Annotated in this window: 19 protein-coding genes; 4 read left to right on the top strand and 15 right to left on the bottom strand. The window is 66.7% G+C overall.

The features are described 5' to 3' along the window. Positions 1 to 103: 103 nt before the first annotated feature. The 3 genes from glmM to rplM all read right to left on the bottom strand — a co-directional run bounded on the left by glmM (position 104) and on the right by rplM (position 2,698). Positions 104 to 1,456, bottom strand: a complete 1,353-nt coding sequence (gene glmM / locus BKA07_RS08150) for a phosphoglucosamine mutase (protein ID WP_167950462.1) — start codon at positions 1,454 to 1,456, stop codon at positions 104 to 106. Positions 1,457 to 1,707: 251 nt separating this feature from the next. After that, positions 1,708 to 2,220 carry a 30S ribosomal protein S9 gene (gene rpsI, locus BKA07_RS08145; RefSeq protein ID WP_167950461.1) on the bottom strand — a complete coding sequence of 171 codons (513 nt, stop codon included), beginning with the start codon at positions 2,218 to 2,220 and terminating at the stop codon, positions 1,708 to 1,710. Between the two features lie 34 nt (positions 2,221 to 2,254). Continuing rightward, positions 2,255 to 2,698 (bottom strand): 50S ribosomal protein L13, encoded by a 444-nt coding sequence (rplM, locus tag BKA07_RS08140; RefSeq protein WP_167950460.1) that lies wholly within the window; start codon positions 2,696 to 2,698, stop codon positions 2,255 to 2,257. Positions 2,699 to 2,963: 265 nt separating this feature from the next. On the opposite strand from rplM, the gene BKA07_RS08135 reads away from it, so the two are divergent. Both BKA07_RS08135 and BKA07_RS08130 read left to right on the top strand, forming a co-directional pair. Continuing rightward, positions 2,964 to 5,609, top strand: coding sequence for a hypothetical protein (locus BKA07_RS08135; RefSeq protein ID WP_209043909.1), 2,646 nt, complete (start codon positions 2,964 to 2,966; stop codon positions 5,607 to 5,609). Then, positions 5,606 to 7,783 carry a hypothetical protein gene (locus BKA07_RS08130; RefSeq protein ID WP_167950459.1) on the top strand — a complete coding sequence of 726 codons (2,178 nt, stop codon included), beginning with the start codon at positions 5,606 to 5,608 and terminating at the stop codon, positions 7,781 to 7,783. The genes BKA07_RS08135 and BKA07_RS08130 overlap by 4 nt, the downstream gene beginning before the upstream one ends. Before the next feature lie 9 nt (positions 7,784 to 7,792). Here BKA07_RS08130 and BKA07_RS08125 read toward each other — a convergent pair whose 3' ends face one another. The 3 genes from BKA07_RS08125 to BKA07_RS08115 all read right to left on the bottom strand — a co-directional run bounded on the left by BKA07_RS08125 (position 7,793) and on the right by BKA07_RS08115 (position 12,114). Further along, positions 7,793 to 10,423: a bifunctional metallophosphatase/5'-nucleotidase gene (locus tag BKA07_RS08125; RefSeq protein ID WP_167950458.1), complete on the bottom strand. Its 2,631-nt coding sequence runs from the start codon at positions 10,421 to 10,423 to the stop codon at positions 7,793 to 7,795. 207 nt (positions 10,424 to 10,630) lie between these two features. Next, complete coding sequence (gene truA, locus BKA07_RS08120; protein ID WP_167950457.1) at positions 10,631 to 11,485, bottom strand: tRNA pseudouridine(38-40) synthase TruA; 855 nt, start codon at positions 11,483 to 11,485, stop codon at positions 10,631 to 10,633. Beyond that, positions 11,482 to 12,114 carry a LemA family protein gene (locus BKA07_RS08115; protein ID WP_209043908.1) on the bottom strand — a complete coding sequence of 211 codons (633 nt, stop codon included), beginning with the start codon at positions 12,112 to 12,114 and terminating at the stop codon, positions 11,482 to 11,484. The genes truA and BKA07_RS08115 overlap by 4 nt, the downstream gene beginning before the upstream one ends. 241 nt (positions 12,115 to 12,355) lie before the next feature. On the opposite strand from BKA07_RS08115, the gene BKA07_RS08110 reads away from it, so the two are divergent. Further along, on the top strand, positions 12,356 to 13,510 hold the full coding sequence (locus BKA07_RS08110) for a glycosyltransferase family 4 protein (protein ID WP_342449015.1): 1,155 nt from the start codon (positions 12,356 to 12,358) through the stop codon (positions 13,508 to 13,510). 124 nt (positions 13,511 to 13,634) lie between these two features. Here the strand turns inward: BKA07_RS08110 and BKA07_RS08105 are convergent, their stop codons facing one another. The 9 genes from BKA07_RS08105 to BKA07_RS08065 all read right to left on the bottom strand — a co-directional run bounded on the left by BKA07_RS08105 (position 13,635) and on the right by BKA07_RS08065 (position 21,982). Continuing rightward, on the bottom strand, positions 13,635 to 14,198 hold the full coding sequence (locus BKA07_RS08105) for a cysteine hydrolase family protein (RefSeq protein WP_167950456.1): 564 nt from the start codon (positions 14,196 to 14,198) through the stop codon (positions 13,635 to 13,637). A gap of 151 nt (positions 14,199 to 14,349) precedes the next feature. Beyond that, positions 14,350 to 14,988: an energy-coupling factor transporter transmembrane component T family protein gene (locus BKA07_RS08100; RefSeq protein ID WP_245161888.1), complete on the bottom strand. Its 639-nt coding sequence runs from the start codon at positions 14,986 to 14,988 to the stop codon at positions 14,350 to 14,352. A 10-nt stretch (positions 14,989 to 14,998) separates the two neighbouring features. Beyond that, positions 14,999 to 15,769: an energy-coupling factor ABC transporter ATP-binding protein gene (locus BKA07_RS08095; protein ID WP_167950455.1), complete on the bottom strand. Its 771-nt coding sequence runs from the start codon at positions 15,767 to 15,769 to the stop codon at positions 14,999 to 15,001. After that, positions 15,766 to 16,554 carry a biotin transporter BioY gene (locus BKA07_RS08090; RefSeq protein ID WP_245161887.1) on the bottom strand — a complete coding sequence of 263 codons (789 nt, stop codon included), beginning with the start codon at positions 16,552 to 16,554 and terminating at the stop codon, positions 15,766 to 15,768. The genes BKA07_RS08095 and BKA07_RS08090 overlap by 4 nt, the downstream gene beginning before the upstream one ends. Before the next feature lie 92 nt (positions 16,555 to 16,646). Further along, positions 16,647 to 18,227, bottom strand: a complete 1,581-nt coding sequence (guaA, locus tag BKA07_RS08085) for a glutamine-hydrolyzing GMP synthase (protein ID WP_167950454.1) — start codon at positions 18,225 to 18,227, stop codon at positions 16,647 to 16,649. A 55-nt stretch (positions 18,228 to 18,282) separates the two neighbouring features. Continuing rightward, complete coding sequence (locus BKA07_RS08080; protein WP_167950453.1) at positions 18,283 to 18,720, bottom strand: DUF3817 domain-containing protein; 438 nt, start codon at positions 18,718 to 18,720, stop codon at positions 18,283 to 18,285. Between the two features lie 2 nt (positions 18,721 to 18,722). Then, positions 18,723 to 19,784, bottom strand: coding sequence for an SURF1 family protein (locus BKA07_RS08075; protein WP_245161886.1), 1,062 nt, complete (start codon positions 19,782 to 19,784; stop codon positions 18,723 to 18,725). Positions 19,785 to 19,815: 31 nt separating this feature from the next. Then, positions 19,816 to 20,949, bottom strand: coding sequence for a GuaB3 family IMP dehydrogenase-related protein (locus BKA07_RS08070; RefSeq protein ID WP_167950452.1), 1,134 nt, complete (start codon positions 20,947 to 20,949; stop codon positions 19,816 to 19,818). Positions 20,950 to 21,055: 106 nt separating this feature from the next. Continuing rightward, the gene (locus BKA07_RS08065; protein ID WP_245161885.1) at positions 21,056 to 21,982 is read right to left on the bottom strand and encodes a LysR family transcriptional regulator; all 927 of its coding nucleotides are present in this window, start codon (positions 21,980 to 21,982) and stop codon (positions 21,056 to 21,058) included. A gap of 200 nt (positions 21,983 to 22,182) precedes the next feature. On the opposite strand from BKA07_RS08065, the gene BKA07_RS08060 reads away from it, so the two are divergent. Continuing rightward, positions 22,183 to 22,926 carry a LysE family translocator gene (locus BKA07_RS08060; protein WP_167950451.1) on the top strand — a complete coding sequence of 248 codons (744 nt, stop codon included), beginning with the start codon at positions 22,183 to 22,185 and terminating at the stop codon, positions 22,924 to 22,926. Positions 22,927 to 23,004: the final 78 nt, after the last annotated feature.

Raw genomic sequence — 23,004 nt, 5'->3', positions numbered from 1 at the left:
CAAATCACAGGCGACGTAATTGTTAAAATACTCCTCATATCGGGCATCGACAAGGGGCCTCGGAAGCCGCCCAGAACACCTTCACGGTCGAGCGGAATGGGGCCTACAGCGTCAGGTGCTCCTTGACGGTGGCGGCCAGACGCTCGGCCTGGGCCTGGGCGATGTCCTCTGACTCGGCTTCGACCATGACGCGGATCAGCGGCTCGGTGCCCGAGGCCCGAAGCAGGACGCGGCCCGAGCCTTCGAGCTCGGTCTCGACGGCATTGATCTCGCTGGCGACTCGGGGGTGATCGACGCCGTACTTGTCGACGCCCTTGACGTTGACGAGTGCCTGCGGCAGTTGGGGAATCTCGGCGGCGAGGTCGGCCAGCGTGCGCTTCGAGTCGGCCATGCGCTTCATCAGGTGCAGGGCCGTCTGCACCCCGTCGCCGGTCGTGCCGTGGTCGAGCATGAGCACGTGCCCGGACTGCTCCCCGCCGAGGACGTAGCCGTCGGCGAGCATGCGTTCGAGGACGTAGCGGTCGCCGACTGCGGTCTGGACGGTCTTGATCGAGTACTTGTCCATCGCATGCCGGAGCCCGATGTTCGACATCACGGTGGTGACCAGGGTGTTGCCTCTCAGCTCGCCGAGTTCTCTGAGCCCGATCGCCAGGATGCCCATGAGCTGGTCGCCGTTGATGACCCGTCCCAGTGAGTCGACTGCCAGGCAGCGGTCGGCGTCACCGTCGAAGGCCACACCCAGGTCGGACTGGGTCTCGACGACGAGGCGCTGCAGCGGATCCAGGTGTGTGGAGCCGACACCGTCGTTGATGTTGAAGCCATCGGGTTCGGCGGCCGAGACGATGACCTCGGCGCCGGCCTGCCGAAGGGCCGCGGGCCCGACTATGGACGCGGCGCCATGGGCGCAGTCGACGACGACCTTGAGCCCCGACAGCGGGCGCGTGCCCTCGGCATCGACGGAGGCCACGAGGGTCTCGGTGTATTCATCGGCAGCGGCGGGGTAACGCGAGATGCGCCCCACCTCGGCGCCGGTGGGGCGTTCCCAATCCTGGTCGAGGGCTTCGAGGATCGCGTCCTCGACCGAGTCATCGAGTTTGGTCCCGCCCGCGGCGAAGAACTTGATGCCATTGTCCGGCATCGGATTGTGGGAGGCGGAGATGACGACGCCGAAGGCCGCCCCGGTGTCCTTGACGACACTGGCGATGCCCGGCGTCGGCAGCATTCCCGCATCGAGCACGTCGACTCCGGCGGACGCGATGCCGGCGCTGATCGCAGAGGACAGGAACTCACCGGAGACACGGGTGTCGCGCCCGACGACGGCGAAGGGACGCCTGCCCTCCGGCCATCCGCGGGTCAAAACCCGCGAACCCGCAACGGAGAGTTGGAGCGCCAGTCGCGCGGAGATGTCGCGGTTGGCCAGCCCGCGGACACCGTCGGTGCCGAACAGTCGTGTCATGGAGAGTCCTTTCCTCAATTTCGTGTCGATATTAGTCGATGGAGCCGCCGAGGCGGTGGTGCCGGACCGTGCGAGGCCGAAATCGGTGGGAGATGTCCGCCGCCTGCATTGAGGAGCGAGGGGCTGAGAAGTGGGTGAATGCACGAAATGCGGCCCCGAATCCGGTTCGGGGCCGCATTGCGGTGTTCATCGAGCTGAACTGTCGATGGCTGCTCTTCAGTGGCAGACCAAGAGCAGCCTTGACAGTGAGATCAGCGCTTCGAGAACTGAGGTGCCTTACGGGCCTTCTTGAGACCGGCCTTCTTGCGCTCGGGCACGCGTGCGTCGCGGCGCAGGTAGCCTGCCTTCTTCAGTTCGGCACGGTTCGCCTCTTCGTCGATCTGGTTGAGCGAACGGGCGATGCCCAGACGGACGGCTCCGGCCTGGCCGGAAGGTCCGCCGCCGGAGATGCGCACGACGACGTCGAAGCGTCCTTCGAGGTCGAGCAGGCGGAAGGGCTCGTTGACGAGCTGCTGGTGCAGCTTGTTCGGGAAGTACTCTTCGAGACTGCGTCCGTTGATGGTCCATTCACCGGACCCCGGGAGCAGGCGCACGCGGGCAACTGCCTGCTTGCGACGGCCGACTCCGCTGCCGGGAGCGGTCAGGGACTGTCCGCGTCCGCCGGCGGTCTGTTCGCCCAGACCTGCGGATTCGGGGGTCTCCGATGTGTATTCGGTTGCGATCGGTTCTTCGACAGATTCTGTCGCGGTGGTCTCTTCAGCCACGGTTCTCCTCGGTATGTCTAGAGCTAGGGCGCGCTTACTGCGCGACCTGGCTGAGTTCGTACGGCTGCGGATTCTGAGCGGCGTGGGGGTGCTCTCCCCCCGTGTACACCTTCAGCTTCTGCATCTGGGCACGTCCGAGGCGAGTCTTCGGAACCATACCGCCGACAGCCTTTTCGACTGCGCGCTCGGGGTTGGTGGCGAGGAGCTCGGCGTAGTTGACGCTCTTGAGGCCGCCCGGGTAGCCCGAGTGGTGGTAGGCGCGCTTCTTCTCGAGCTTCGCACCGGTCAATGCGACCTTGTCGGCATTGATGATGATGACGAAGTCACCGGTATCGATATGAGGAGCATATGTGGCCTTGTGCTTGCCGCGCAGCAGGCGTGCAACCTGGGAGGCAAGACGACCGAGCACCAGGTCAGTGGCGTCGACGACGTGCCACTGGCGCTCAATATCGCCGGGCTTGGGTGTGTACGTACGCAAAAGTAGCCTTCTTTTCGTATCTCTTGGTGTAGTGCTGTGGACTCATCGGGTCGTGAGTCTGATGAGTCGAGACACTAGTTGTCTTGAATCGGGTCCGCCCGCCGAAATCGTCCCCTCACCTACGGGCCTGCAACGCATGAGGCTATGTAAGGGAGCACGACGGGCACACACAACGACAATCAAATATACATGCACTCTCACCCGCGGAGCAAACGCTCAGGCCGGTGACAGCACGGGTGGAAAGCCGAGCCGATACTATTGTCCTGTGCCACCTTCATCTTTCCCACCCGAGCGTCTCCCCGCAATCAGACTCCTGGTGCTGGGATTGACTCTCGGGCTCCTGGTCCTGGTGCTCGGCCCGGCCGCCGCATCAGCATCCGCCGCCCCGGCAGCGGGAACACCGGCACCGCAGGCAGACAAAGCAGCACCGGCACCGCCGGCAGACGAGGCCGCACCGGCGTCGGCCGGAGACGAGGCAGCACCCGCGGGGAAGACGATCGTCTTCGGCATACCCGGCCTGACCTTCGACGACATCGATCCCGCGCGCACTCCCAACCTCTATGCGCTCTTCGCCGACGGTGCCGCGGCCAACCTCAATGTGCGCACCATCGGCTCGGCCACCTGCCCGGGTTCGGGATGGCTGTCCCTGGGCTCCGGTGCCCGCGCCGAGGCGGGCCCGCCGACCGACCCGGACGAAGAGGGCAACACCGCCACCTGCCCGTCGCTGAGCGCGCCGTCGACGACGCCCGAAGCCGTCGACAAGGCCCAGGCGAAGGCCGACGACGCGGACTGGACCACGGGCGACACGGCAGCCACGAGTGATGAAGATCTCGCCGTGAGTTCGGCCGACGGAGCGACCACCGCGACGATCGACGATTTCGAGAGCATCAAGGAGCCCAACGTCGACTCCGGCTACTCGGTGGACTACGGAATGCTCGCCCGCCTCGTCCGCGACCAGGGGCAGTCCTGTGTCGCCGCAGAGGGGCCCGGCGCGGCCTATGCCGTCGCCGACGAGAACGGCCTCGTGCGCAACTACACCGACGATGCGGCCGCGACCGACTGCCGACTCGACATCGTGGACCTGGGTTCGATCGGCTCATCGACCTGGCTCTACGACCCGATCCCCGATTACTCCTACACCGTCCCGACCGTCTTCGACCGTGAGGCCCGGGTCGCCGAGGCGGACCAACGCCTCGGCGACAGATTGGAGCAGGTGCGCAGCTCCGCAACTGAGGGAGACGCCGACCCTACGATCATCGTCGCCGGCCTCGGCGACAGTTCGGGTCTGCCGCAGCTGCGGGCGTTCATCGCCTCCGGTCCCGGCTACGGACCGGCGGACATCTCCACGGCGAGCACCCGCACCCCGGGGTTGGTCCAGCTCACGGACCTGGCTCCGGGCATCCTCGACCGATCCGGCATCGACTCCCCCAGCGGCATCTCCTTCGACCTCACGCCCACGGAGGACGAACCGCAGCAGCGCCTCGACGACCTCGTGTCCGCCTCGCAGAAGGCGACGTCGATCTACCAGCACCTGTCGACGTTCTCCCTCATCCTCGACATCACCTTCTACGTCCTCTTCCTCCTGTGCGGAGTGCTGCTCAGTCGCACCCTCCTCGGCCGCCGAGGCGGGGCGACGACCGCGCCCGCCGTGCACCGAGTCCTCGCCTGGGTCTCGCTGGCTGTGGCGACCGTGCCGATGGGCGCGTTCATGGCGGGCCTGTTCCCGTGGGCCCGGCTGCCGCATCCCGGCCTCGGCCTGGCAGTGTCCGTGGCGGGCTCCGCCGTGATCCTCTTCTGTCTCTCCCTCATCCCGCCCTGGGGCCGCACCTGGCGCGGACGCGTGGCCGCGCTGGCGCTGCTGAGCTTCCTCATCCTCGCATTCGATCTGATCACCGGTTCCCACCTGCAGGGGAACTCGCTTCTGGGCTACAACCCGATCGTCGGCGGCCGGTACTACGGTCTCGGCAACCAGGGTGCGGCGATCTTCATCGTCAGCCTGTTCATCTTCCTCGGGCTGGCGATCTCCTGGCTGCGGAGGAGGGGGCATCACAGACTGGTCTTCGTCCTGCCCCTCGCCCTCGGTCTGTTCGCGGTCTTCGTCTCGGGCAACCCGTCCTGGGGTGCGAAGTTCGGCGGCACGATCGCGACCTTGGCGGGGCTCCTCGTTCTGCTGGCGCTCGTCAGCCGCATCCGTCTCTCCTTCGTCCGCCTCGTGCTCATCGGCCTCGTCTCCTTGGCTGTGCTGCTGGGCATCGCGTTCCTCGACTGGCTGCGGGAGCCGGGTGCCCGCTCGCACTTCGGGAACTTCTTCGACCAGATCGTCAGCGGCGAGGCCCTGCAGGTGATCGGTCGGAAGCTCGGTGCCAATCTCCACATCATTCAGATCAATCCGGCTCTGGCGATCGTCACCCCTCTCGCAGTCATTGCGATCCTGTTCTTCCTCCGCTATCTGCTCCACTTCCCCACTGTCTCCACCGGCACCCGCTTGGGCAGGCTGACCACCAGATGGCGCGGACGCCTGCCCCAGGTGTTCGACGACCGGGACATCCACTTCGGATTCCTCGCCGCAGCCACGGGTCTGGGCGTCGGACTGGTGCTGACGGATTCGGGCATCGCCGTGCCCTCGACCGGAGCCATGGTGCTGCTTCCCTACCTGCTCGCGCTCAGCGCCGAGCACGACCACGACAAGGTCGGCCCCGTGCACGACCGGGACAATCGGCCCGACGAGGGCGCTGATCGCCCGCACGAGAGGGGCGGTCGCTCTCACAAGAGTCAGGCCGCAGACCGGTCGCGTCCACGCAGCGGGCGGACCATCCTCATGGTCAGCTACACGCCGGTAACGTCGGCCGAGGACACATCAGCCGAGGACGCCCCGGTGGTACCGCCCGAGGACGGGACGGATCGACCATGAGGGCGACTGCAGTGCCGATCCGTCTGCTGCTGGGCACCTTCGTCATCGCACTCCTCGTGCTCGGTCTCGCTCCGGCCTCCGGGACGAGTGCGCACACGACTGGCCCGCAGGCTTCGTCTGCCGCTGGAGGCTCGCCCGACGTCGAGGCACCGGCGGCCACGGAAGATTCGGCCACCTCGGCGGATGCGGCACCGATCTTCATCGGGGTCTCCGGGTTCAGCTTCGAAGACCTCGATCCCCGCACCACCCCGAATCTGTGGAAGATGATGCAGGCCTCGCAGATCGGGGCCATGACTCCGCGCAGCGTGCGGGCCACCAGCTGTCCCGTCGACGGCTGGCTGGCGGTGGGATCGGGACGGCGTGCCGCCGACGAACCGCGACAGCAGTGCCGTGAACCGCTGCCGCCCCTCGACGGCTGGGTCGCCGACTGGGACGTCTACTCGCAGGTTGCCCGTGCCGACAACTACGACGCCATGCTGGGCGGCCTCGCCGAGGCGGTACCTCAGATCAACGCCTTCGGGCCGGGGGCGGCCATTGCGGCGGGCGACCCCGAGGGACGCGTCGAGGGCTGGTCCGGGATCGACGACGACCTCGCAGACAGGGCGGCCCGGGCCTCGGACGCCGGTGAACTGACCCTGATCGACCTGGGCGACACCGCTTCCGACGGATATTCCCTCAGGGACCTCGACCGACGTGTCGGCGCGATCCTCGAAGCCACCGGATGGGGCAACGGCGACGTCTCCCAGGGCTTCTCCTCCGGATACTCGCCCGTGATCTTCTCCTCGATCGCCGACGGAGCCACCGACAGCTCCTCGATGCAGGCGACGATGGTCCTTGAACCCGGCAGCGACGCGGGGCTGCTGACCTCCTCTTCGACACGGCAGCCGGGCCTGGTCCAGGTCCCCGACATCGCGCCCACGCTCGTCGAACTCAGCGGCGGCGAATCCATGCAGAATGCGGCCGGAGCGCCGATGACGGTCGAGAACACCGGCAGCAGCTGGGAGTCGCGTTTCCAGGCCGTCCTGGACCGTCAGGTGGCCGTGAAGACTCAGAGCGAGCTGTCGACCTGGTTCTTCCCGGTCGTCGCCACGCTCATGGTCGGTCTTCTGGCCCTGGCCTGGTTCCTGCGCACGAACCATCGCGCCCTCGTCCATTCGGGAGCCTATCGCCTGGGCATCGTCTTCACCGCCCTGCCGGTGTCGACATTTCTGGTCAACACCGTGCCGTGGGAGCGAGCCACGAACCCGGATATCGCGATGCTGGGGGCGTTGGCCGGCTGGTCACTGATATTGGGATCCATTGCCCTCCTGGGCCCCTGGCGCAGGTACAAGTTGGGGCCGACGCTGTTCGTCGCCGTCGTCTCGGTCCTCGTCCTCGCCTACGACGTGGTCACCGGTTCGCAGCTGCAGATGTCGACGTTGCTGGGCGAGCCGCTGCTCATCGCCTCGAGGTTCTACGGGATCGGCAATTCCGCGCTCGCGCTGTACTGCTGTGCTCTGCTTTTGGCAGTGGCCGGTTTCGCGGCGATGACGACTCGGCCGATCGTGCGCATCCTCATCGTCACGGTGCCGATCCTCGTCTCGAGCGTCATCCTCGCGGCCCCGGGCCTGGGCACGAAGTTCGGATCCGTGCCCACGCTGATCATCGGCGTCGCCTACCTCGTCCTCGCGGCCGCGGGAATCCGATTCTCGCTCAAGCGCCTCGGGCTGACGGTGGGCATCGCCGGTTTCGTGATGCTGGCCGTCCTGTTCATCGACTGGCTGCGTCCCGCCGATCAGCGCACCCACTTCGGACGGTTCTTCGAGTCCATCATCAACGGCGAGGCCCTGGGTGTGCTCACGCGCAAAATCGGCATGAACATCGACATCCTCACCCAGTCGTGGATGACGCTGATCCTGCCGCTCATCATCATCGGCGTGTTCTGGCTGGCGCTGAGCCCACAGCGGTTCTCGCTGCAGGGACTGACCGACACCTATGAGCGGATCCCGCTGCTGCGGGCGGGCATGATCAGCCTGGCGATCCTCTTGGGCGTCGGCACGATCATCAACGACTCGGGCATCGTCGTCCCCGCCGTGGGCATTCTCTTCCTCGTTCCCGTGCTCGTCCACCTCGAGACCTTCGAACCGAAGCAGTGGGCAGACGACGACCGGACGGCCCTCAGCGACTCCGCCTGAGTCCCCACCTCACACGGTGGCTCGTCGGCGGCGCACCATGGTCACGCCCATGCTGCCGGCGACGATGAGTGCCAATGCGGCCGCGACCAGGTTCAGGGCCTCGAAGCCGGTGCGCGGCAGATCCGCGCCGTCCTTCGCGCCCTCCGCGTCCGCTCCCCTGCTGTCCGCATTCGCCGAGGCGGTCCCGGAGGCATCCGTGTCCGCTCCGTCGGCATTCGCATCCGCTCCCGAGGAGTCCGATCCGGAGGCGTCACCGCTCGCATCGGAGTCGGCTGCGTCTGATCCTGCAGCGTCGGAGCCGGCTGCCTCGGCACTGCCGTCGTCGCCTGTCGAGGCGTTCGCCTCGTCGATCACCTGGGCGGTGGCGTCGAATACGTGTGAGACCGGCAGCGGATTGTCGTCCCACCAGTCTGCGTCGCCGGCCATGAGACCGACCTCGGCGGTGACGTCTCCGGCGGCGTCCTCGGGCGCGGTGACGGTGATGGCCATGTCGCTTTCCCCGGCCGGGATCGATTCGAGGGTCACGGTTTCGGCGGCGTCCACCGTGACCTCGGGCGCCTTGGCTGTTCCGGACCTCTTCGCCGCCTCGGCCCCGGTCGAAGCCGCCTCGGTCCCGGTCGACGCCGCCTCCGCTGCAGTCGCGGTGTAGCCCTCGGGCAGATCGACGGTCACACCCACGGGTCCGGCGACCTCCGCCTCGGCGCTGGTGCTGAGGACGAAGTCCCCACTCTCACCGGGTTCGATGCCGTCGGTCGGGGCGCTGAGGTCGACCGTGAGGTCACCGTTGTCGATGACGTCCTCTCTCATATCGGCCTGACGTTCGTCCTTGTCCGGGGCAACCGGCGTGTTCTCCTCGAAGTAGTCGACCCAGGTCTCGAAGTCGGTGACGCCCGAGAGTTCGAATTCGCCCTTGGTGAAGGAAGAGAAGTTGTCTCCCCCGGCGGCGAGGAAGCTCAAGGTCGCGACCCGGTACTCCCGGTCCGGGTCGAGCTTCTCTCCATCGACCTCGATGGATCTGACGCGCTGCCCGGCCTCGCCGTCGGAGTCATAGACCACCTCGAGCTCATCGGAGATGCCCAGGTGCAGGAACGGGCGTGATGCACCATCGGGCTGCCACTGCTCTTCGAACAGGTCGATGACGTCGGAGCCCTGCATCGTCACGACCCCGTGGTCGTTGGCGAACGGCAGCACGCCGCTGAGCTCGGCGGCCGTGACCTCGCACTCCTCCTCCGTGTTGTAGATGTGGTCGCAGTCGAGGTCGGTGCGCACGCCGCCGGGATTGGTGATCCCGAAGTCGGCGGATTCGAGCTGAGTGCCCTCGACACCGTCCTTGAGGGCGTCGGCGACGAGGTTGCCCAGGGTGCTCTCGGCACCGCGGTCATCGATGAGATCGCCGTTCGGATCCGTCGTGGGCTCACCGTTTTCGTCGAGCACGAACGCTCGCGTGATGTCCTCGGTGATCTCGCCGGTCACGACCGAGCCCGGCCCCTTCGCCGCCTCCTCCGCGTCGTCGATGATCGCTGCGACCTCGTCGACGACGGGTGAGTCGAAGCTCTTGTCCTTCGTCGACAGCAGGGCCTGGTCCTCGGTCGTCCAGTTCCCCTCGCCGTCGGCCTCGAGCTGAACCTGTCCGACGACCGATCCGTAGCTGCCGGCTTCGAGGACGGGTCGCGTCCGGTCGGGCTCGCCCGGCACGGGTGCGTCGAAGGAGTACGGGAGGTGGGTATGGCCGGTGAAGAGGACGTCGATGGAGGCGTCGGCCTCGGTGACCAGCTTCTTGAACTCAGCGTTGGAATCTTCGGCCTCACCGAGACTGTCGGTGGAATTGGCGCCGAGGTGGGCCTCGACGACCGTCATGTCCGGCTGTTCGCCGGCGGGCAGGTCCTCGATCTCCTCGGCGACCCGGTTGACGGCCTCCGTCGGGTCACCGATTTCGAGACCGGCGATTCCGTCAGGAGAGACCAACGACGTCGTGTCCTTGGTGACGACGCCGATGACGGCGACCGAGACACCGCCGACATCGATCAGGGTGTATTCGTCGAGCCCGTCGACGACGTCGGTGCCTCCCGCATCGTAGACATTGGCGCCGAGATAGGGGAAGTCGGCCTCGGAAGAGACTCGACCGGTGAGGTCGTCGGTGCCCTTGTCGAATTCGTGATTGCCGACGGCGGAGGTCCGCAGACTCAGTGCGTTGAGCACGTCGAGGGTGGGGGTGTCGTCCTGTGAGGAAGAGGCATAGGTCGAGGCGCCGATGTTGTCACCGGCGGACAGGAGTCCGGTTCCGGCGGTGTCGCCCTGCGCCGCGTAGTCGGCACGCTGCTTCTCGACGACGGAGGCGACCTGGGTGCCTGCCTCGGAGATGCGACCGTGGAAGTCGGTGATGTTGAGCAGCTGGACCTTCGTGCCCGCTGCCGCCTGCGGGGAGCGTGCGGAGTCCTTAGCCGGGGATGCTGCGGAACCGTTGGCCGGGGAGGGTGCGGAGCCCTCGGCCGGGGATGCCTCCGCGGTGCTTGTCTCAGATGCCGCTTCCTCTTGGGAGCCACCGCCCAACGGCGCTGCAACGGCGGGCGCGATGCCCGGCAGAGTCAACATTGACACTGCCGCCCCCGCTGCCAGCATCGTGGTCACACGTTTCGACATGTATTGAGTTTCCTTTGGTCATGTTCATCCACTGCACAGCACCTGCGCCCCAAGAGGATCAAGCACGTTCATCCTGCAGTGCCGAAGCGAACGATGAGCTACCTACATGTGAATGTACACAGGACTCTCACATATGAAAAGGGGGATTCTCTCAAAAAGACGACAAACGGCCCGACGGCCAGGGCCGATCCCGAGTTCGCCCAGCGACTATTCGCGAGAGCGGCGCGCCATCGTCTGCTCCGCTCGGGCGGCATAGAACTCGGGGTCGGGAAAGCCCACCTCGGTGAGGACGAGTCCATGTGCGGGCGTGACGAACATCGGAGCATCGGGGTCGATGCCGGCGTCCGCCTCGGCGATGAGCTCCGCGGGACGGGTCACCGGCCAGGATCCCGAACCGACCTTGATCAGGCCGCCCACCAGCGCGCGGACCATGTGGTGGCAGAACGCGTCGGCGCGCAGGTCGATTACGATCACGGCCTCCTGGTCACGGACGACCTCGAGTTCGTAGAGGGTGCGGATGGTCGTTGCACCCTCTCGTGGTTTGCAGAACGGGAGGAAGTCGTGGAGGCCCCGGACTTCACGAGCGGCCACGGCCATCGCCTCGGCGTCGAGTTCGCCCTTGTGTCGCGGTGTGACCGGGGTCAGCAGCGGGTCGATGAAGGATCTGTGGTCGGCGAGCCTGTACCGGTAGCTGCGCCACAATGCGGAGAATCGGGCGTCGAAGGCCCCGGGGACCTCGGACACGGAATGGATGACGAGGTCATCGGCGTCATCGGCCGTGAGAACTCCACGCAGTCGCGACAGCAGTGCCGCCTCGGCGGATCGGGAGGACTGTCCGATGAGCTTCTCGATGCCGGTGGTGGGCAGATCGATGTGGACGACCTGCCGTCGGGCGTGGACTCCGGCGTCGGTGCGCCCGGCGACGACCGTGGTCACCTCGGCGCCGGTGATGCGGGTCAGACCCGCTTCGAGAGTCGACTGCACGGTGCGCAGCCCGGGCTGCTTCGCCCAGCCGTGGAAGTCCGTTCCGCGGTAGCCGAGGTCGATGCGGAACCGGGTCATGATCCGGCCGGGTCCGAGGGGCTAGGGGGTTCGGACGGGTTCGCGGGTTCGGACGGGCTCTGCGCCTCCATCCGGGAGAAGGGCTCGCGGGCCTTGAACACATTCTGAAACAGCCGGGACAGAAGGAGCTCCCGCTGCCGGTGGTAACGCTCGACGTTCGTGTTGTAGATGCGGGCTCCCGACACGATGCGGTCGGTCAGCACGGTCAGTTGGCCGTGCAGGAGTTCGACCGTGGTGTCGAGCTCTTCACGGGGACTCGTCTGCATCACCGGCGTCGAGTCCCCAGCCACGGCTCTGTCGCCGACCGAGCTGGGGATCTGAGCCGCATCGTCGACGGCACGGGTCAGCGCGCTCTCGGCCGCCGCGCCGCGAGGGCCGAACGGGGCGCGCTCGGCCGAGGCCAGGGCGAGTTCGACGGGGCCGAGATCGCTCGTGGTGATCTGCTGCAGAGTCCCGATGTACGAGGGGACGAGGGCATGTCGGGCGCGAAGCGCAATGATCAGCTGACGTTTTGCCTCGTCGCAGAGCGAACGGGCCATCGACAGCTGATTGAAGCGCAAAAACGTCATGACGAGGGCGAGGATGACGACAACAGCGAGCGCGCACGCCCCGAGAATGAACCAGAGCATTCGCGTTCCCCTCTCAATCGCCCGACCGTCGCCTGCACGTTTTCTCGCTTCTCAAGTTTACGCAGGGTTCAGACTCGTCGCGAACGGGGCGGCTCTTCGTCGCCACAGTCGCGGCGGTGTCGGGGGTGCAGTCGGCGAGTTCATGGCGGCCGGGGCGGTGTCGGGCGATTTCGGCCATTCGTCGCCGGAGAGTCGCCTCGATGTCGCCCGTGCTTCACCCCGAGGGCGTGAACTGAGTTCTGTGAGAGTAGCGATCATTGCAGAGTCCTTCCTCCCCAATATGAATGGGGTCACCCACTCACTCCTGCGCGTCCTCGACCATCTGGCCGACCGCGGCGACGAGGTGCTCATCATCGCCCCGGGCACTCGACGGGACGGCCCCAAGGAGATCGCCGGTGCCCGCATCGTCCGTGTTCCCTCGATCGCCTTGCCGAAGTACCGCAGGGTTCGCGTCGCCCCCGGCGGGGTCAGTCGCATCAAACGGCTGTTGGAGACCTTCGCCCCCGATGTCGTCCATCTCGCCAGCCCCTTCGTTCTCGGCTGGCGCGGAGTCCTCGCCGCGCAGAGCCTCGACCTGCCGACGGTCGCGATCTATCAGACCGAGGTCCCCGCCTACGCCGCCCGCTACGGGATGCACGGCATCGAGGCGATGCTGTGGTCACATGTGCGCAACATCCACCAGCACGCGTCCCTGACCCTGGCCCCGTCGAGCTACACGCTCGAGCAGCTCTCGGCCCTCGGAGTCGCCGAGGTGGATCTCTGGGCCCGTGGTGTCGATTCCTCCCGCTTCGACCCGAGTCACCGCTCCGAGGCCTGGCAACGGTCGGTGGCACCGAATGGCGAGAAGATCATCGGTTATGTCGGCAGACTGGCCGCAGAGAAGCAGGTGGAGGACCTCGCCGCCCTGGACGAGGTGCCCGGCGCGCAGCTCGTCATCGTCGGCGACGGTCCCTGGCGGGCCAAGCTCGAACGGAGCCTGCCCCACGCGCACTTCGCCGGGTACCTCGGCGGCGATGCCCTGGCTCAGGCGGTGGCGAGCTTCGATGTCATGGTGGCCCCGGGTGAGCTCGAAACCTTCTGCCAGACGATCCAGGAAGCCATGGCCTCGGAGGTGCCCGTCATCGCTCCTGCCCGAGGCGGTCCGCTCGACCTCGTCGACTCTTCCCACACCGGGTGGCTCTACACGCCCAAGGATCTGGCGGCGATGCGCGGACACGTCAGCGACCTCCTCGGCGATGAGGCGAAGCGTCGTGCGTTCGGAATCGCCGGACGTGAGCAGGTGCTGCGCCGCAGCTGGAGGAGCGTGTGCTCACAGCTCATCGGCCACTATTCGCGGGCGATCGAGAACCCGCACCCGCAGGTCCTCGGCCGCGGCTTCACCGTCCAGGCCGGCTGAAACACCCACCCGCCGCGCACAGTTCAGCGCCGTGTGCACCGGTCAGCGTCGAGAGCCGAGCCGAGCGTCGAGAGCCGAGGCCCGGGCATCGTCTCTCGAGGCTGCGGTCGGCTTTCGCCGACGGTCAGGCCTGAGCGGTCCAGTCGGCGACGGTGAGGACCGTGGCCTGTTTGGGGAACACCTTCTGCGTGAGGACGCGGTGGACCTCTTCGTCACGGTCGGCGCAGGCATCGGAGAGCACGGTCAGACGGAAGTCGAGATCGGCGGCCTCTCGCACGGTCGAGAGGACCACTCCGCTGGTGGCGACGCCGGCCAGGATGAGCGTGTCGGCCCCGTAACCGCGCAGGAGGACTTCGAGGTCGCTGCCGGTGAAGGCGCTGATGCGACGCTTCGTCACGATCGGCTCACCCCCAAGGCGTCCGAGTATGTCGTGGATGCTCGTCGAGGCATGGGCCTCATCGAGATCACCATGCGCCGCGATCTGGGCGAACGATGCGGTCTCTGCGAGTTCGGGCTGGCCTTCTCGAAGTGCCACCCGCACCCAGATGACGGGAATGTCCTTCTGCCTCGCGGCTGCGACGGCATCGCGGGCGCGCTCGAGGACACCGGTCGTGGTGAAGGCTTCGTCCCCGGCGATGCCGTTCTGGAAGTCCATGGCGAGCAGGACGGGACGGCGGTGTGCAGTCATTGTGTCTCCTTCGCAGATCTGTGTGACGCGGGCGGTTCAGGTGATCGGCGTCTTCACCGCCGAGGATACGCTTTGCCTGAACGGTCGACTAGATTTGCTCAGTGGACGAACCTCAGGCCGGACCGAAGTCACCGCCGTCCGCCGAGACTGCTCAGTCCACGATTCCGCGGGCGTCGAGTGCGCGGCCGGTGTCCTGGGCATACTTCACCGAGCGGAGGATCGCGGGGACGACCCTGGCCTTGATGCTCGAATCGAGGCCGCGGGCTCGGGCGGCGCGATCGGCCTCCCCCAATAACCCGGAGATGTGGGAGATGGCGCGAACCATAAGGCTCGCGGTCAGGGCGATCGTGTCCGGATCGACTCCGAGGAAGCGCAGCGGTGAGACGATGACGGTGAAGGTGTCGAGCAGCTGCGCCACGGTCGTCGTCAGTGTCAGCAGCATCGCGGCCTGCACACAGGCGAAGACGGTACCGCCGACGGTGAGGCCCGCGCGCAGGGATCCGAAGAAGTACTGCATGGCCACGACGATGAGGATGAGCACCGCGGCGTAGATCCACGTCTTGAGGAAGTGGTGCAGTCGCAGTCTGGCGGTGAAGCCGAGGACGATCAGGACCGCGAACATCGACCAATTGATGACCGGGTCGCGGAAGATGAGTGCCACGATGCCGATCAGGGCGATGACGGCGAGCTTGAGACCCGGTGGTGTCCTGTGCAGCCACCCGGGCGTGTGGGCGACCTTGCCGAACAGCTGCGGTCGGGGTCGGATGCCGGTCCGTGTTCGGCGGCCCATCAGAGAACGCTCATGTCGAGTCGCTCATGATCAGCTCACGGTACGCCCGGGTCGCCTCGGCGGGATTCGCATCGTGGACGACACGTCCGGAGTCGACGACGAGGGCCCGGTCGGCCAGCCCGGCGAAGTCGAGGTCGTGGGTGGAGAAGATCACGCGCACACCGCGACGGGCGACGAGATCGGCGAGGACCGTCCGCAGCTTCTCCTTGTTGCGCAGGTCGAGCAGCGTCGTCGGTTCGTCGAGGACGAGGATCTGCGGGTCGACGGCCAGCACCGCGGCCAGAGCCACGAGCTGACGCTGTCCGCCGGAGAGTTCGTACACGCTGCGATCGGCCAGATCCGCAATGCCCAGCTCGTCGAGCACGGACAGGGCGGTGTCACGGCGCTGGGACTTGGGTACGCGTTTGCGCAGGGAGAGTTCGATGTCTTCGAGAGGAGTCGGCATCACCAGCTGCGCCGCAGGGTCGGTGAAGACGAATCCCACACGCGATCGGACCTGCTTCCCCTGCTCGAGAGGGTCGAGACCGTCGATGAGCACCCGCCCGGAATCGGCCGTGACCAGTCCGTTGAACAGCTGCAGCAGCGTCGACTTCCCCGAACCGTTGGCGCCGATGATCGTGGTCATCGACTCGGTCATCGTGAGGTTCACATCGGTGAGTATCGGGCGGTAGACATCTCCCGTCGGAGTGTCGTCGAGGGCCCCGACGCAGACCTCGGAGAAGCTGATCTCCTGCGCCCGCTCTCCCGCGGCACCCCCGCCCGGCTGTCGTCCGACGATCATTGTGCCGCAGTGTCCTCAGGAGGCGCAGCGTCTTCGGCTGGGCCCTCAGAATCGGTGCCGTCGGCCGCCGCGGACCGTACCCCGGCACCCGTGGACCGCGCCCGGGAGCCCGCGGACCGTGCCCCGGGCCCCGTGGACTGCGCGGGCGGTGCCGGCGTCGGGACACCTCGGCGGCGGAGGACATCGGGGAATGCCCGGTGGATGAGGAGGGCGACGGACACCGCGAGGACGTTCTTGACGATGTCGCCGGGCCAGTAGGCGAGGTCGGCGACGGCGGCCACACCAAGCGGGAGGTGAGCGTTGATCGACATGCCGAGGATGCCCAGCGGATGGTTGAGCAGCAGGCTCGAGCCCAGCGCCCCGACGAACAGGGCGATCCACAGCTTCGAACCGCGGAAGCGGCGAATCGCCCAGCGAGCGACGAATCCAGTGGCCAGTGCGTAGAGCGTGAAGGACATGATGTAGCCGGCACTGGGACCGGCGAGCACACCGATGCCGCCGCTCATGCCGGAGAAGATCGGAAGTCCCAGCAGTCCGAGGACGACGTAGAGGAGGACGGCCGCGCCGCCGCGCCACGGTCCCAGCACCAGCCCGCAGAGGGCGATGGCGAAGGTCTGCAGGGTGATCGGCACACCGGCCGGCCCCACCGGGATCGGCGGCATGATCGCGAATGCCGCGAGCAGAGCGGCGAAGACCGCGATGAGGGCGATGTCGCCGGCCCTGCCCGCCGAGTTCGTCCGGGAGACCCCCGCCGAGGCGGTGCTGCCGGTGTGCGCGTGTGACATGAGTTCTCCGATGGTCGGGTGCACCCGAGTCGCGCTCGGGCATCACCCACCCTAACTGAACACTGTTCAGGAAGTGTAGTCGGGGGCCGGAATCATTCCCATTCGATGGTGCCCGGAGGCTTGGAGGTGACGTCGAGGACGACCCGGTTGATCTCATCGACCTCATTCGTGATGCGGTTCGAAATCACGGAGAGCACGTCATAGGGAACGCGGGTCCAATCGGCGGTCATCGCATCTTCGCTCGAGACCGGGCGCAGCACGACCGGGTGGCCGTAGGTTCGTCCGTCGCCCTGGACTCCGACAGAGCGGACGTCGGCCAACAAGACGACCGGACACTGCCAGATCTCACCGTCGAGGCCGGCCTTGGTCAGCTCCTCGCGGGCGATGGCGTCGGCCCGGCGCAGGACCGACAGACGGCCCTCCGTGACTTCGCCGATGATGCGGATGCCCAGCCCGGGGCCGGGGAACGGCTGACGGGAGACGATGGCCTCGGGGACTCCGAGTTCGCGGCCGATGGCGCGGACCTCGTCCTTGAACAGAGCACGCAGGGGTTCGATGAGTTCGAAGGTGATGTCATCGGGCAGTCCGCCCACATTGTGGTGACTCTTGATGTTGGCGGTGCCCGATCCCCCACCGGATTCGACGACGTCGGGATAGAGGGTGCCTTGGACGAGGAATCCGATCTCGGCGCCCTCATCCTTGGCTTCGAGCACGAGGTCGGTGGCGGCGGTCTCGAAGGTGCGGATGAACTCGCGGCCGATGATCTTGCGCTTGAGCTCGGGGTCGGTGACGCCGGAGAGTTCGGACAGGAAGCGCTCACGTGCATCGATGGTGACCAATCGGACCCCGATCGAATTGACGTAGTCCGTCTCGACCTGTTCGCGTTCATTCTCACGCAGGAGGCCATGATCGACGAACACGCAGGTGAGCTGGTCGCCGATGGCCTTGTGGACCAGGGCCGCGGCCACAGAGGAGTCGACGCCTCCGGACAGGGCGCAGATGACGTTCTTCGAGCCGACGCTCTCGCGGATCAGGTCGATCTGTTCGTCGATGACCGAGGCGTTCGTCCAGTCGGCGGTAAGGCCGGCGACGTTGAAGAGGAAGTTCTCGAGGATCTGCTGACCGTACTCGGAATGGAGGACCTCGGGGTGCCACTGGACGCCGGCGAACCTCCGTGCCGCGCATTCGAAGGCCGCGACCGGAGTGTCGGAGGTGGTGGCGAGCACGTCGAAGTCAGCGGGGGCCTCGGCGACGGAGTCTGCGTGGGACATCCACACCGTGTAGCTGTTCGGGGTCTCGGCCAGGAGCGATCCGGTGCTCGAGATCGTGACAGGGGTCGAGCCGTATTCGCGCTTGTCTGTCTTGGCCACGCGTCCGCCGAGCGTCGTCGCCATGAGCTGGAACCCGTAGCAGATGCCCATGGTCGGTACGCCGAGATCGAAGACAGCGGTGTCGAATCCGGGAGCCGCCTCGTCATTGACGCTCGAGGGCCCGCCCGAGAGCACGATGGCGAGCGGGTTCTTGGCCGCGAACTCCGCGGCCGGTGCGTCGTGGGCGATGATCTCGGAATACAGTCCCGCCTCCCGGATCCGTCGGGCGATGAGCTGCGCGTACTGCGCGCCGAAATCGACCACGAGGACAGGAGGCACCTGTGTGCTCTGGGTTTGCGTCATGACCCAATTCTAAACATCGGGCACTCAGGGCCCAACCTCAGGTGAGGGCGGGTGCTCAGCTCTTGGGTGCGACCACGACGGCCGCGTCCAGCTCGGCTTCGACCTGGCGGTGGATCCGGCGTTCGAGGATGAACGACATCACCGGGACCACGCCGGCCAGGGCCAGCACGATGTAGCGCCCCAGCGTCCAGCGCATCTGCTGATTGAGCCAGAAGCAGCCGATGAGGTAGACCACGTAGCACCAACCGTGGCAGATCGCGATCGCGGCCGCCAGGTTGAACCCGCCGAAGTTCAGTGCAGTTTCGGCGTCGGCGGCGATGAGGTACTTGTAGATCATTTCGGCGGTGAGGATGAGCAGCATCGTTCCCGTGATGATGGCCATCACACGGTAGAACTTCAGGGCGTTGCGCGCCGAGGTGAAGCGCTTGACGCTCCACACATTGCTTTCGTCGTAGTCGGGGCGGGAGTCCAAGGACTCGGGATCGTGGCTCACGCTCAGTTTCCTCCGGTCGGGGTGGTATTGGTCGAATCGGTGCCGTCGTCGCTTGTGACAGCGTCGGGCTCGGCGTCGGTGGCGTCGGGCTCGGCATCGGTGGTGGCGGTCTCGGTGTCGGCGGTGCCAGGCTCGGCGTCGGTGGTGGCCTTGCCGAGTCTGCCACGGCGGGCGCGCGGCTTCTTCGCTCCGTGTCTGTGAGCGGGCAGTCCGGTCAGTCCCGACATCACCTCGGGATCGATCGAGGACTGGCCCGCCGACTTGACGACAACATACTCGACGGGGTTTGCAGGATCCTGAGAATCGGAGTCATCTCCGAGTCTGCGGCGCATGAAGTCGTCTCGCAGCAGCTGCCACCACATGTACAGGGCCATGAAGGCGAAGATCAGCCATTCGATCGCGTACCCGGCCGACTGCAGGTCGAATCCGCCCTCCTCCCGCGTCATCGTCGGCGGCACGTAGTCCAGCCCGTCGGTGGCGATGGAGGAGGCGGCTCCCGTCGCCGATTCGGGAATGAGGAATCCGGAGTAGGTGAGCAGATCGGGGAACAGGTTGATCAGCTGTGAGGTCGAGACGGTGCGCACCTGGCCATCGGGCAGCGAGTTGCCGGGCTTCGGGCCCTCTACGGGACCGATCTGCGCCGTCATCTCAACCGGCCCCTCGGCGGCGCGGGAGTTCATGGCGGTCGCTTCGTCCGTGGTGAAGCCGCGCAGTACCGGGATCGCGATGGTCTTGTCATCGGCGTCGGCGCCGGCCGGAGCGCCGAGGCGAGCGTCGTCCGGAGCGAACATCGTCACGACCCAGAAGCCCTTGTCGCCATCGAGGACTCGTCCGGGGACGACGACCTGGGCGTCCGGGAGCCAGTGGCCCGAGAGGCTCACCCGCTGGTCGGCGAGTATGCCCGGCATGGGTGCCTGGGCTTCCATGACCTCGTTGAAGGGCTCCACCTCTTCGACATCGGCCGATTCGACGGCGTCGTTCTTGTGCTGGGCACGGTCGACCTGCCAGGCCGAGAGCCCGACGAAGCAGGTGACCAGGACGAGCACGAGCAGCAGGGACCCCAACCATTTGGGGGTCAGAGCCAGACGGAACAGATCAAACCACCGATCCAGGCTGATAGGGCGAGACGGTGACGTCGACGCGCTGGAATTCCTTGAGGTCGACATAGCCGGTCGTCGCCAGGGCACGACGCAGAGCACCGGCGAGGTTGAGTTCGCCGATCGCGGTGCGTCCGGGTCCGAACAGAACCTGTTCGAGGCCGCCGACGGTGCCCAGCTCGACGCGATGTCCGCGGGGCAGCTCGGGGTGGTGCGCGTCGGCGCCCCAGTGCATTCCGCGTCCCGGTGCCTCGGTCGATCGGGCCAGTGCGGTGCCGAGCATGACGGCGTCGGCACCGACCCCGAAGGCCTTGACGATGTCACCGCTGGTGCCCAGTCCGCCATCGGCGATGACGTGGACGTAGCGGCCCCCGGATTCGTCCATGTAGTCGCGCCGGGCGGCATGGACGTCGGCGATGGCGGTCGCCATCGGAGCATGGAGGCCCAAGGTCCGGCGCGTGGTCGCGGCCGCTCCTCCGCCGAAGCCGACGAGGACACCGGCGGCCCCGGTGCGCATGAGGTGCAGGGCCGCGGTGTAGGTGGCGGCGCCGCCGACGATGACGGGCACGTCGAGTTCGTAGATGAACTGCTTGAGGTTCAGCGGCTCCGTGTGGGAGGACACGTGCTCGGCGGAGACCGTGGTGCCGCGGATGACGAAGATGTCGACCCCGGCATCGACGACGGTTTTGTAGAACTGCTGCGTCCGCTGCGGGGTCAGGGCGCCGGCGACGGTGACTCCTGCTTCACGGATCTGCTCGAGCCTGGCTGTGATGAGTTCGGCCTGAATGGGGGCGGAGTAGAGCTCCTGCATCCGTGACGTCGCCATCTCGGCGGGCAGCTGGGCGATTTCGGCCAGATGAGGGGTGGGATCCTCGTAGCGGGTCCAGAGTCCCTCGAGGTCGAGCACCCCGAGGCCGCCGTGCTTGCCCAGAGCGATCACGGTCTCGGGCGACATGGCCGAGTCCATGGGGGCACCGATGAACGGCAGGTCGAACTGGTAGGCGTCGATCTGCCATTCCAGGGACACATCCTCCGGATCCCTGGTGCGCCGAGCAGGGATGACGGCGATGTCGTCGAGGGAATAGCCGCGACGACCGCGTTTGCCTTTGCCGATTTCGATTTCAGAACTCACCCGGACAGCCTATCCCACCGCCCTGACGCCAAGGACTCAGCTCACTATGAGAAACGGTGCGTCTCCCCTGGCAGAGGATTCCGGCTCCGGCGGTCGACACGGTCGCTCAGCGGGACAGATAATCGGCCACGACCGCCTCGGCGGCGGTGACGAAGGACCGCACGTGCGGCAGGTGAACCTCACGTTCACGCACATGCATGACGATTCGGCGCACGGGGACGGGATCGGTGAGCCCGACGGCGGTCAGGCCCGTGCGCAGCTGCGCCGTCGACAGGCGGGGCAGGACGGTGATGGCGAGATTCGACGCGACCAGGGCCAGCGCGGCGAACTCGTCCTCCGAGGCGGCGAAGGTCCGCGGTTCGAATCCGGCGGCGGCACAGGCGAGGTCGACGACCCTGCTCGTCGGACCGGCCCACAGATCGTAGTCGACCCACCGCTGATCCTCGAGGTCCTTGAAGGGGACGGATTCGAGTCTCGCGAATCGGTGCCTGTCCGAGACCACGGCCCGGTAGTCGTCGTCGAAGAGCACCGTGCGCGTCATTCCGGGCAGGTGGACCTCGTCGTCCTGCGGGACTTCGCTGCGGATCTCGATCGTGCAGTGGCTGCGGCGGACCTTGGCCGGCTCATTGAGTTGGATGTCGAAGCGCAGGTCGGGGTGGTCGCGGGCGACGGACTCGATGACTCCCGGCAGCAGACCAGCGTTGAAGGAGGTGAATGCCGCGATGCGCATGCGGGGCCTGTTCACGGTGCGGAAACTCTCGACGAGCGTGTCGAGCCGGCCCAGGCCGGTGAAGACCTCAGCGGATTCCTCGGCCAAGCGCTTGCCCAGATCGGTGACCTCGATGCCGCGTCCGGATCTGCGGTATAGAGGGACGCCGACGGCCTTCTGCAGCGTGGTGATGTGCTGACTGACCGTGGCCGATGTGTAGTTGAGGCTCCTGGCTGCGTCGACGACGGACCCGGTCGCCACGACGGCTCGCCAGATCCGCAGTCGGTTGAGATCCCACATGCTCACAGCGTAGTCGACGATCATTCGGCATTTCCGAATTGTTGTTAACAAATGGTTGCTTTTCCCGATGTGTTCTATCGGCCTCACGTGCGGCAGACTGGTCACAGAGCCCGGCGGGCGCGTCTCATGTGGATTCGCGCGTCTTGTGTCGGGTCGGCATCGTGCAACGTCGCATCCACCGCTGACCGGGCCGACCGCCTGGTCGCTGTCCTCGAAGGAGCACCATGACCGGACCCGAGCTCGTCGCCATCGCCGGCGCCGCGACCGTCCTCGCCGTCACTCCGGGCCCGGAGACGATCCTCACCGTCCGTCTCTCGGCCCTGCGCCGCAAGGCCGGGCTGATCTATTCGCTGGGCTCCGCCACAGGCATGACGATCTGGATGATCGCAGCCCTGACAGGCATCTCAGCGCTGCTCACGACCTTCCCCTCGGCACTGCTCATCCTCAAGATCGTGGGCGGACTCTACCTGTGTCTGCTCGGCGCGCTGGCAGCGCGGCAGGCCCTGATCATCCGCTCCGAACTGCGCGGGGATCCTCCGCGCGGTCAGGTGAGCGAGATCGCCGCGGCCACCGATGACCTCGTTGGCCGTGAGCAAGCGGGTGCAGACGCCGAGGCTGCCTCAGGTTCCGAAGCGGTCGGTTCCGGGGCGAAGGCGTCGTGGGGTCAGCTGCGGTCGGTCGTCTCGTATCGCCGGGGCCTGTTCTCCTCATTGAGCAACCCGAAGGCGGGTCTGTTCTTCCTCGCCGTGATGCCGACCCTGGTGCCGGCCTCTGCTGCGGGCGTCGACTATCTGCTGCTGATTTCCGTCGTGATCGGGCTGATGCTGGCCTACCAGGTCCTTCTCGCTCTCATCGCCGGAATGGCCGCGGCCGCTCTGCAGAGGAGGAGCACTGACTTCTACATCGAAGCCGTCTCCGCCGCGATTCTCGTGGTCATGGGCATCGCCGTCATCGCCATCCCGGCGTAGGGGCACGGAAGGCTCTCACGAGAAAACGTGCGGGTCGGGGGGTGTTTCCCCGACCCGCACGATCGGCGTTGAGAACTG

Origin of the sequence: Brevibacterium marinum, assembly GCF_011927955.1 — a bacterium.
GTDB classification, from domain to species: domain Bacteria; phylum Actinomycetota; class Actinomycetes; order Actinomycetales; family Brevibacteriaceae; genus Brevibacterium; species Brevibacterium marinum.
The sequence above is the reverse complement of the archived record's forward strand: the minus strand, read 5'-3'. Positions and strand labels throughout refer to the sequence as shown.